Below are 10,900 nucleotides of genomic sequence, written 5' to 3'. Positions count from 1 at the left end.
AATTTTTGGATAAGTGCTTCTCTTTTTTTTGGATCTTTGTTTTTTCTGTCTGCATAGTGAAGCTGTCCGCTGTTAAATCCTATTTCTAAAGCTTCCAACTGTAAGGCTCTGCTTTTTACATACTCTTTCGCAGGAACACAATTAAAAATTCCTTTTCTAAAACTTAAATATACTTTCTCTAAAAAATGGGCAGACGTTTCCACCTGCCCAAAGTCCGCAGCTCCTTTATATAGAGGGTTTGTGTTTTTCTGAGGGGTGGGCTGCGAACCCAGAGCCAGAACTCCGGCTTTTTTTATCGCTTCATGTTTGGAGACTTTCTCGTAATCTTCTATAAACTGGATGACATCGCCCGTTTTTCCGCATGCATGGCATTTGTAAAAGTTCTTTTCTACATTCACCTGCAGGCTTGCTGTTTTATCATCATGCATAAAGCATTTGAGCATTGAGTTTTTTGGCTCAAGATTGTAATGCTTCAGAACTTCGGATAAACTTAAACGTTCTTTGATTTCTGTAATCTCCATAAAAGAAAAATATTTTATTTTTTTTTGATGTTACTATCAGATACAAAAGTATCTTTTTGTTTTCAATTGAACAAATCTTATCAGATTTTTTTATATCCTTTAATTTCATATTTTTGATATAATATTTAATTATTAAGAACTTTTATATCTTTTTAGAGATGAATATAGGAAGTATTATAACTACATTAAGAGACAAGAACGGCTTCTCCCAAAGCGATTTGGCAGATAAAAGCGAGGTGTCTCGTGTAATGATCGGCAAGTACGAAAGAGGGGAAGCGATTCCTTCTGTTGATGCTGCAAAAAAAATTGCAGATGCACTCGGTGTAAGTTTAGATTATTTGGTTGGTGAGACCAATCAGGTTTCTTTTGATAAAAGAACGGTAGAAAGAATTAAGGATTTGGAACAACTGGAAGAGAGTAAAAAGCAAACGCTTTACGATCTGATAGATACCTACATCCGTGATTGTAAAACTAGAAAAACTTTTGCTAATTTATAGATTATGAAAAACATTTTATTACTACTAACTTTTTTTGTTACTTCTTTTACTTTTGCTCAGGAATTTACGCCACCACCACCACCAAAAATAGAAATAGCAGCAGATAAGAAAGTCCTTGTCGATGAACTTATTAAAGTGACAAATTTTGAAAATTATGTTTATAACTATTGCAAAAGCATAATTTCACAATATGCTCAACAAAATAAATGGGATGATAGTAAAACTCAACAAATATTAGAAAACAGCAATTTTAAATATTTTAATCAAATGCTTTACTATACTTTTAAAGATGACTCTAAAGAAGATTTGAAAGATTTAATAAAATCATTTAAACAAATTAATCAAAAAAGAAAACCCGATCAGTTTTTAATTCCTAATAATTTTCAAATACAAAAAGATTTAATTGAATTCACCATAAATGTGATGCAAGGGCAATATATTCTTAGTAAAAAGAAATAAAATAAGCGACCTCAAGGTCGCTTATTTTATTATATAATCTTCTACTAAAAGTAGTTCTGAAAAAAATATCCAGGAGAAGGAATAGAATCTATTTTTGATTTAATTTTAATATTATTATCAATCCATTCTTTTAATTTAACATTATTATCTAATGAATCATCTATAGGAATGTTGGAATAAATTCTATTATTGTAAACATCATTATTCAGATATACTACTAAAAAATTATTATTTATTCTTTTTTTAGCCTCCGAATAAGATAAGCTTCCAATATCACAAACAGATTCATATTTTTTTCCATTTAGATTGAAAGTGTATAGATAATTAAAACCAGTTCCTCTTCCATATCCTTTAACATCTTTTATTTTACCAATTGTATAAAGTCCTTTTTGATTATAGGAACTTTTAAAAATTTTCACAAAAAAATATTGATATGAAAATATTCCTGCAAAAAAAACTACAAAAACTATAAGATAATGTTTTCTTTTAAAAAAATTCATTTTAGCTATTTTTGTTTTTTCTGAATTTCTGTCGCATTTACCGCTGCCGCTCCATACATACCAGTCCCTATAAGAAAATTATTTACACCAACTACAGCTTTATCTACTCCTGTAGCTCCAACTTTTGTAGCTCCATTTAATTTTCCAAGTCCCTTACTCCCTAGAGCAAATCCAATATTGGAAGCTGCTTCTTGAGGAGACATTCCACCACCATTAAACACGGTTCTGAATGCAGATTCACCGTTTATTAGCTTTTTAGCTGAAAGCTCACTAACTCCACCAAGAACCTCTCCAGAACCATATGCTCCAAAAGTATCTCCCACAACACTCATTATATTAACATCTCCCGTTCCTAAAAATTGAGTAGCTGTACTTAATGTTGCCTTACCCGCTAAGACTTCTGCAGAACCTCCAGAAACTAAAAGAGGCGAAGCTTCTAACAACATAGGAAAATATAATGGTGCAGAAAGAGCTTTCCCTAAATTATCTACCGCTTGTGAACTTACATAAGGAGCATTATCTTGTGCAATAAAAGATTCTCCATCTACTTTATAATTTCCGCCTTCTCCTAAAACAACCGTTTTATTTACTCCTGTATCTATACCATTACTTGACATTGGTGTTGTATAAGTACTATTAATATCTCCACGCCCATTAGCATAACCTGCATATCCAGCATCTGAAGCTTGTTGAGCAGATGTTATATCACTTCTGTATTCCCAACCACTCTGACCTGTTCTTTTTACCCAATCTTCTGTTCCTCTACCATCAGGATCAGTAAATCTGATTGGGTTATTGACAGTATAATTATATGGCGAAAATCTTCTATATTGTTCCGCCAGCGGGTCTACAACACCCCATCTTCCAATATCCGGCATATACATTCTGGCTCCATAGTCATACATTCCAGTCTCCTGTAATTCTTTACCGTTGTACTTGTAACTATAATAACTTCCAAAATTAGAACTACTAAGCATCCCTTCAATATGATTTAATCCAAATGGATAATAATTGTTGGTATCCGTAACCTCAAGAGCGCCTTCGCTGTTTTTTGCAAAGCTTACTCTGGCATTGCCCAAGTGATCTTTGTACTGATAAATATAACGGTTTTCTATGAAACTGTAAAATCCTTCAGACGTAGGAACAAAATCAAGCTTCCATGTTGGAGTTCCACCAATGCCAGGAAAAGTATTGAGACTTTTATAGGCCTGTTCCTCAAAAGCCGTTTCAGTACGACATTCAAGACATATTCCATCGCCTTCACGATATGAATACTGGAAGCCATCAAGATAATCATTCATAGTAGTCCTCGTCAGTCCACGTGGAGGAGCACTGGAATATGTCTTGCGAAGTTTTACACCATCTGCACGGTATAGATAATCCAAGCTACTATTTGAAGTCTGCCCATTTCCAAACAGATCTGATTGAGTAATAAAAAAACTCTTGGGGAGATTAAGATAATTGTAAATGATGCTTTGAATCCCCTTATCCTTCATATTGATCATATTTCCGTTCGAATCATAATCGATCATGTTATTTCCTCCTTCATAACCAGAATCATTTAATGAACTTTCAATGACCTGATTCAAACGGTTTCCTGTATATTTATATTCAAGATTATCCACCTGTGTAGCGGTTGCACCGTAAACAGGGATCGCATTTCTTTTTAAAAATGTAATATTTCCGTTTACATCATATGTTAAATGTTCATCAAAATTTTTATTATGTGGATTCGTCTTTTCTGGCTCTGCATATTCCGCATCAGTTAATCTGTTAAGCTTGTCATAAGTATAATTATATCTTTTCAGGTTATTAACGGTTGACATATTCCAATCTATTTCAGCAATATTTCCATTATATCTGCCAGAGGAAATATCTGAATAGACAGGATTAGTATATTTAATCTGATATCCAAATAGTTTTCCATTCAAAGTGGCTGGGTCGTTGATCTTTGTGAGCCATCCCCTGATATTGTACTGGTAATCAATAGACTGCAATGGATTAGCTGTATCAGTTCCTCCCACCTTCTTATTAGTAATTTGGGAAAGCTCATTATAGGTATTCTGGACTAAAATCTCTACAGGATTGCTGTCAACCTGATGTTTGTGTACTAACAATCTATTTTGGTTGTCATAATCAAACGTTTCTGTGATGACTCTTTCTGTATCAATATCTAATCGTTTATGTCTGGTTACAGTTTGTTTTGTAACTCCTGCAAAATCCAATTTAGATTCTGTATGAGTATACCCTCCTAAATGATTGATAGAATGAGTTCCAATGACTCTTCCTTTCCTGTCATAATAGGTATAGGTTTTTGTCCAGCCGTCATCTTCAATATTTTTTACAAGACTTAGTACAGGAAGCCCTTTGGTACTTCTTCCATCAGCTGTGGGAGTTTCAGAAAGTACGGGCTCTCCCATAATTGTAGAAGGAACAGGGGGATTGAAGCCATATTGCTGAGGGTAAGAATCATAGTACGTAACGGAAAGAAGCGTATCCAGCCCCCAATGCATATTGGTGTAATAATAATCCATTCCATTTGCTGTCAGAGGCATATTAGCCCTCCCTTCAATAACAGCGCCTCCACTGATCTGGTTCTGCATACCGATTCTGGTATTATTAGCTTTTTTTATCCCTGTATAAATGGGTCTTCCAAAAATATCATATTTAGAAATCATCCAGCTGAACGAAGCTCTCTGATTAGCATCCTGAGAAAGAATCATTCTGTCTGCTTTATCATATACCATGAATTCCCAGCCTTTACCAGGAAGCTTTTTTTCTACCAATCTGCCCTTACCGTCATAACGGTACTGGTAAGCTAAGGCATCATGCTCAGGCATTCCCCAACTATCTAATTTAGATAAGAGCGGAGGAATAACAAATGTCAACTGGTCATATTCATTGTAAACGTAATACGTATCTGCATTTTCTGTTGCACTGATAATTTTTCTAACTAGCAAAACCTGTCCCTTACCATTTTTAAACTCTATCGTTTTATTGTCATCTTCATTAGTGACAATATTTTTATATAACTGCCCCTCTCCATACGTCCCATTGTTACTGATGGTAGAAAAGGTCGCATCATTAATCCAGCTGGTAGCAGTCGCAAACTTCCTTACTTTATCTTCTATCGTATTGGCTTGATAGCCAAATTTTATAGATTTCCCATTCCAGTCATTACCTACCTGTTTCTGTTCCAGAATCCTGTCCAAAGGAGAGTTTTCTAAAACCTTTTCAGAGTAAATCTTTTCTCCACCATAAACAGTTGAAGCATTGCCTAGTGGCGTTGGAAAAATAGCTCCATTTTGTGTTGAAGATTGCGGGATAGGTAAAAAGTCTTTAACCTGTCTTCCAAACTGGTCGTATTCAATATGAGTGACAACATCTTTTCCCAGTGGAGATGCTTTTACATTTACAATTTGTTTTGGTCTTCCAAGTCCATCAAAATACTGAGCAGTTTCCAGAGATTTTGTGGGGGTTGTTCCGCTATAATCCAGATATGTTTTTGAATATAAATAGTTTTCAGTAGTACTTAATTGAGCATGAGCCAAGCCTGTGACTAATAAAGCACTGATTGGGATTAATATTTTTTTCATGATTATTTAATTTATTGAGAAGGTGAAATCAAAAGTTAAGTCCATATTGTTAACCAATGATGGTGAAGCCGAACTAATCTTAGCAGTAATATTTCCATTAATATCAATTGTTAATATCCATATACCATTTGAAAAAGTACTTGAAGATCTTTCACCTGAAGGAATACAGTTTCCATTAATTTTTCCAATAACTACACCAGTATCCCAAGATAAGTTACTATAATATCTGAAACCCATTTGGATTCTAAAACTTGTTGGATTTGCTAAACTTATTGAACCATAATTAAATTGACTTATACCACTTCCTTTTGTAATTGAACAACTCATTGGGGTACAGTTTGCGTTGACATTTGCAGCACTTTGTCCATAAGCGTTAATATCGTTTTGAGCTTGTTGATCTGCATCTGTTTGGCTTAACAATGATATATAAGTGTTTTCAGGAACTGTATAAGTATAAGTACCAGGAATAGCATTTGAACCACAATTGCTTTTTGTAAACGTTTGGTTTTTTGAGGAATTGTAATATCTTATTGGCGCATGATTATACACAAACTCCTTTATTATTTTACCCTCATTATCTTTGATATTCTCTAGCCTATTTGAGGAATCATATTTATAAACTTCTTTGAGTCCAGAAGGTTGAATAATTGTTTTAACCCCTATCAATGGATCATAAGCATAAGTGGTAATTTTGAAATCTTTGAGTTCTGGTTTGTTTCTGAACTCATCAAGCTTCGAAATAAGCAGACCTTCACTAATTGGATCAACATCCAAATTTGATTTTTCAACTATTTCTAACTGCTGATAAGAAGTATTATTATTAGCATCTAGACCAAATGCTTGCATCACTTGAGAATAATTACCTCCTTCTACCTTAGCTATAGGCTGATTACTTTTATATCCCCAAATGATCGTTATTGGAGTACCTTCTTTAGTTGTATACTGCAATAAATTTCCTTTATCATATAAGTCATAAGTTACTTCAGTAGAAGGTTGATTATTTGCAATATTGTATGACAAAACAGAAGTAGGATTTAAGTGGCTAATATTGTCATACTTAGTTTCTATTAATGAAGTTGTTTTTAAAGAACCATTGATAAGATTTCCAATAGTTTGTGTTTGTAAAGGAGTATTTAAGATATTAGCGTTAATTAATTTTGTATTACCTTTTTCAGTGGAGTATTGAATATTTTCAGCATTATATTTACCGTCAGGAAAAGTAACGGATTTTGATATAAGAAAATTGTTAGTATTATAATCCTGATTGCTAGTTGTTATTAATTCTTGTCCTGTAAGATAATCAATCGTTTTAGTTTTCGACAACAAACTCTCCTTTGAAAATATAGGATAATGTGCTACTACAGATACATCTCTTATACTATTAGGATCAGGATCACCCGCAGGTGCACTACCACCATTTGTCCAACCCTTACAAATATATAGGTATTCGCTTATTGGAGAGAAAATGGTGCCGTAATAAATATTTGAATAACGAGTATCATATTCATTAATAACTTCTTGTAATTTCTGATTATTACTATTAGTAATTATTTGTGAAATTAACTTGCCATTTTCAATACCACTATTTTTGGTAGTAGGGATAGAAACGGGCAATTGATCTTGCCAAAAACGATAAAAGACATCAGGATTAATGTTATAGTTGGATATTATCCTTCCTTTTTCATTATTAGCATTATCTACGTGGATTTTTGTTACTTTGCCATAGCCTACATAGTCTCCTGAAGATAGAGATGATGCACTGTAATTATTTGAGGAATTAAAAGAAATTATTGTAGATGTTTCATATCCTCCGCTAGTAGAGTATTTCTTATTAACATATTCTTTTACTAGATCCAGTGGATTTGTCGAATATCCATTTTCATAAATAAATTTCACCTTATTTACCAAATTTGTATTAAAATCATAATTTGCCTGACTTTCTAATCTAACTCCCTTTCCTGTATTGATCGTAGATGGATTATAATTAGAAATTAAATTATTTGCATTGTGTAGCTCATAATTAAATACAGAATATCCTTGCGTTGGGTAAGTTATTTTTTTTAGAAGCCCACTGGTCACAAAATTGATATCAGAAGTTTTTTTATTATTATTTACACTTGTAATTGGCAATTGATTTAGATATGCTATTGAAAAATCAGTTGGTTTTGCAAAATAAGTTTGATTATGTAAAGCTCCATTATAATATCCCCAATAATCAACAGCATAAGAATCTTTTCTTGGAAGATTTTGTGGATTGTTGTAATCAAATCTATATTTTTCTAACTGATTTACAACTATATTTTTCAAAAACAGCCTTTTTTTCATTCTATCTTCATTATATGATGATGTATCTGGATTTTGAAAATTATTATTGACGGCTACTGAATAATCATACTGAAAGTCAATGTTTTTAACAATTTGATTGCTTACTTTATTTTTGACTATAAGATTATCCAATCTTCCAGTAGGAAAATCTTCTCTATTAGAATAAGAAAAATCAACAGATCCAAACTCCCCTGATATTTTTGAAACTAATAAATAATTCTGAGCACTATTATATGATGGGGTATTAGAAATAAAGTAGGAGCCTGAAGTTTGTTGAGTTTGGTAAGCATCTGACGATAGATTTGGAGGTCTGTACTTTGCAGCATACACATATTGTCCTCCCCAAAAAGTCGGGAGCCCACCACATCCAGGCGTCCATGTTGATTGAGAACCTCTATTATAATTCAAGTTTTTTGATTGTGGAATAAAGTTTATAACATTGCTATATTCGCTATAATTGAAATTTACTATATTTTGATTTTTATCAGTAATTTTTGTTAATACAAAATTTCTGTTAATGGCACCAAAGATTCTCACCTCTTCATTTCTTCCAAATTCGTACGTTGTTCCATTGGGAGCTATTACTTTGAACACATTAGTAGGTTTATCAAATTTTATTTGATACCCTTTCTTCAAACAAGCAAATACTGGAGAAGATGAATTAATATCTTTATGATTGGAAATGAAGAATTCAATCTTCTCTCCAAATAGATTTAAAGTGAAAATATCTGGAGAACTATCATATTCTACCCAGTTCCCATAAGTATGAAAAATTCCATTAACAGGTAAATTATGGTATACAGAATAATAATAAGTATATTTTCCAATTTCAGGAGATTGAATATAGCCTGCAGGTTCTGACACTCCATCTTTAGTTTCTAGATACTGATCATTATAATTTAATACTCCCCAAGGAGTACTGGGCTGATAGTGTAGATCTATCTTTAATTTTTGTACAGCAGTATCAAAATCATCGCTTCCCAGTACCGATTGCACAATAGTAGGCATTCCCAAGTTCCATCCCAACCCTACGCTAGAGGCTTCATCCGAAACTTTAATTCCATTTCCAGAAGTATAGTCCAGATTTAAAGGAATTGTTATATCTCCATTTTGTATAGTGTATAAGGGAATTGTAGGCGAATTTGTTCCTGTAAATTCAGAATTTTGTATATCTCCGTACCTTAAAAAACTTGCTGTAGACGGAGAATTGGGGAAATTTTTAAAATAATACGACAAGTCATTATTATTTTGGGAGTAGCTTTTAAAAAAACTCAATATTAAAATAAAAGTTGTTAATTTTTTTCTCATTTGTGTTTATTTCTTAATCAATTTTGCGTTTGCTGTTTTATTGGTGTCTGTTTTTATCGTAACCAGGTAAGCTCCTTGAATAAGTGCCTGGGTATTGATCTTTGTAACTTTGTTTTTCGTTGTAAGATTTTGAAGCTGTCTTCCACTCATATCATACAACAGGATTTCAGCATTCTTAAAATCAAAGCCAATTTCTACATATGCATAATCTGATACTGGGTTGGGATAGATTTTGATGTCTTGTTTTTCAATTAGCTGATCAACTTGTTTGTCTCCCAGCTTTACAATCTTCCAGTTTTCTTTTCCGAGTTCTTCTGTGCTGGTTCCGGCTAAAACAATTGAACCGTCTCTGTTTAGTTTTAAATCAGAAAGTCTTTCTTCCTTCTTTCTGGATTCTCCTTTTACATGTTTTCTCCACTGCTCATTTCCATTCTGATCAAGATAAATCATCCAGAAAGTTTCATCATCAGTTTGGATTCTTCCTTCAGCCTGGGTGTAACCCCCTAATAGAATTCCTTTGGAAGATTTATCGTCTGCAGAATGCAGAACGCTCATTCCCATCAAAATATCACGGTTTTTGAAATTATAGGACTTTTGCCACTGTTCATCGCCTCTTTCATTTAAAGCAATTAACCAAAGATCTGTCCCTTCTTCAATGCCTACAGTTTTATTGCCTGATATTTCTGATCTTGATTCTCCACCAATGATGAATCTGTTTGAAGTTAAAGCCAGAGTTCTGATATGATCATCTCCTTTTCCTCCGAAATTCTTTTCCCATTCAAGTTTTCCGGTTTTGTCTAACTTGACAATCCAATAGTCGCCTTCACCGAAGTTTTCAGTTTGCTTTGAGGTTGCAGATAGTAGGTTATGGGTTGCAGTTCTTTCAGACGGAGTATTTGTATTGATCGTTGATTGCTGATTATTTGTTTTAACAGATGTACTTCTTGAATAAATTCCCAGTAATGCTCCTCCATCTTTCGTTGGAATCATTTTCTCTACTTCGTCTAAACCTTTTCCACCTAAAATTAATTGGGAGAGTTCTTTTCCGTCTTTATCTAGTCTTGTAATCCAGACATCTTTGGAACCATAACCTTTTGAAGAGTTTTGTATGTTGCCTGCAACGAAGAATCCTAAATCTGTCGTTTGAATCACAGCTCTTGCTTCTTCATCAGAAGAACTTCCTAAGGTTTTCTGCCATAATTCATCACCAAATTCATTGATTCTGATTAACCAAATATCTGATCCACCTTTAGAATCTTCTTTTTTATCCAGTCCTTTTCCTGAGTAAGAAGTTCCGGCTAGCAGAAACCCTCCGTCCTGAATGGTAACTGTCGCGGATAAATAATCATGATTCTGCCCTGAGAAGTATTTTTCCCAAACTTCTTCTCCCTGCTGGTTCAGTTTTACAAGGTGAAAATCGTAACCGTTGTTTTGCTTTTGGCTGCTGGCCGCTGGCGATTGGCTTTTAGACTGTATAGAACTTCCTGTGATCAAATATTGCTGATCAATGGTTGTGGTAACCTGGCTTAAAAAATCCTGGGTAGAGGATTTGATATCTTTTTGCCACATCACTTCCTGGGCAGATATACCCAAGACTGTGCATAAAGTACATGCACCGAGATAGATTTTTTTCATTCTGTGTTGTTTTGAGTTTACAATGATTTTTTAATCCTGCGAATTTAACTTTTATTAAC

7 protein-coding genes are annotated in these 10,900 nt (G+C 33.5%); 2 read left to right on the top strand and 5 right to left on the bottom strand.

Annotated elements, in window-relative coordinates:
* A partial coding sequence (locus tag CQ046_RS22390; RefSeq protein WP_228407027.1) for a CHC2 zinc finger domain-containing protein occupies positions 1–521 on the bottom strand: 521 nt, incomplete at its 3' end.
* A gap of 158 nt (positions 522–679) precedes the next feature.
* On the opposite strand from CQ046_RS22390, the gene CQ046_RS22385 reads away from it, so the two are divergent.
* Together CQ046_RS22385 and CQ046_RS22380 are read left to right on the top strand one after the other, a co-directional pair.
* The gene (locus CQ046_RS22385; protein ID WP_076357755.1) at positions 680–1,018 is read left to right on the top strand and encodes a helix-turn-helix domain-containing protein; all 339 of its coding nucleotides are present in this window, start codon (positions 680–682) and stop codon (positions 1,016–1,018) included.
* Between the two features lie 3 nt (positions 1,019–1,021).
* Entirely contained in the window at positions 1,022–1,477 is a 456-nt protein-coding gene (locus tag CQ046_RS22380) for a hypothetical protein (RefSeq protein ID WP_076357757.1), read from the top strand.
* Between the two features lie 44 nt (positions 1,478–1,521).
* Here CQ046_RS22380 and CQ046_RS22375 read toward each other — a convergent pair whose 3' ends face one another.
* The 4 genes from CQ046_RS22375 to CQ046_RS22360 are packed head-to-tail and all read right to left on the bottom strand — an operon-like array spanning position 1,522 to position 10,841.
* Entirely contained in the window at positions 1,522–1,977 is a 456-nt protein-coding gene (locus CQ046_RS22375) for a hypothetical protein (RefSeq protein ID WP_105704389.1), read from the bottom strand.
* 5 nt (positions 1,978–1,982) lie between these two features.
* Positions 1,983–5,573: a DUF6443 domain-containing protein gene (locus CQ046_RS22370; RefSeq protein ID WP_105704388.1), complete on the bottom strand. Its 3,591-nt coding sequence runs from the start codon at positions 5,571–5,573 to the stop codon at positions 1,983–1,985.
* 6 nt (positions 5,574–5,579) lie between these two features.
* The gene (locus CQ046_RS22365; RefSeq protein WP_105704387.1) at positions 5,580–9,206 is read right to left on the bottom strand and encodes a DUF5977 domain-containing protein; all 3,627 of its coding nucleotides are present in this window, start codon (positions 9,204–9,206) and stop codon (positions 5,580–5,582) included.
* A 6-nt stretch (positions 9,207–9,212) separates the two neighbouring features.
* Positions 9,213–10,841, bottom strand: coding sequence for a T9SS type A sorting domain-containing protein (locus tag CQ046_RS22360; RefSeq protein WP_105704386.1), 1,629 nt, complete (start codon positions 10,839–10,841; stop codon positions 9,213–9,215).
* Positions 10,842–10,900: the final 59 nt, after the last annotated feature.

The organism is Chryseobacterium sp. MYb7, from assembly GCF_002979455.1.
Lineage (GTDB): Bacteria > Bacteroidota > Bacteroidia > Flavobacteriales > Weeksellaceae > Chryseobacterium.
This window is presented reverse-complemented; position numbering and strand designations above follow the sequence as displayed.

Coding starts and splice junctions, on each gene's coding strand:
- CQ046_RS22385 (WP_076357755.1), top strand. CDS start 680: ATGAATATAGGAAGTATTATAACTACATTAAGAGACAAGAACGGCTTC.
- CQ046_RS22380 (WP_076357757.1), top strand. CDS start 1,022: ATGAAAAACATTTTATTACTACTAACTTTTTTTGTTACTTCTTTTACT.
- CQ046_RS22375 (WP_105704389.1), bottom strand. CDS start 1,977: ATGAATTTTTTTAAAAGAAAACATTATCTTATAGTTTTTGTAGTTTTT.
- CQ046_RS22370 (WP_105704388.1), bottom strand. CDS start 5,573: ATGAAAAAAATATTAATCCCAATCAGTGCTTTATTAGTCACAGGCTTG.
- CQ046_RS22365 (WP_105704387.1), bottom strand. CDS start 9,206: ATGAGAAAAAAATTAACAACTTTTATTTTAATATTGAGTTTTTTTAAA.
- CQ046_RS22360 (WP_105704386.1), bottom strand. CDS start 10,841: ATGAAAAAAATCTATCTCGGTGCATGTACTTTATGCACAGTCTTGGGT.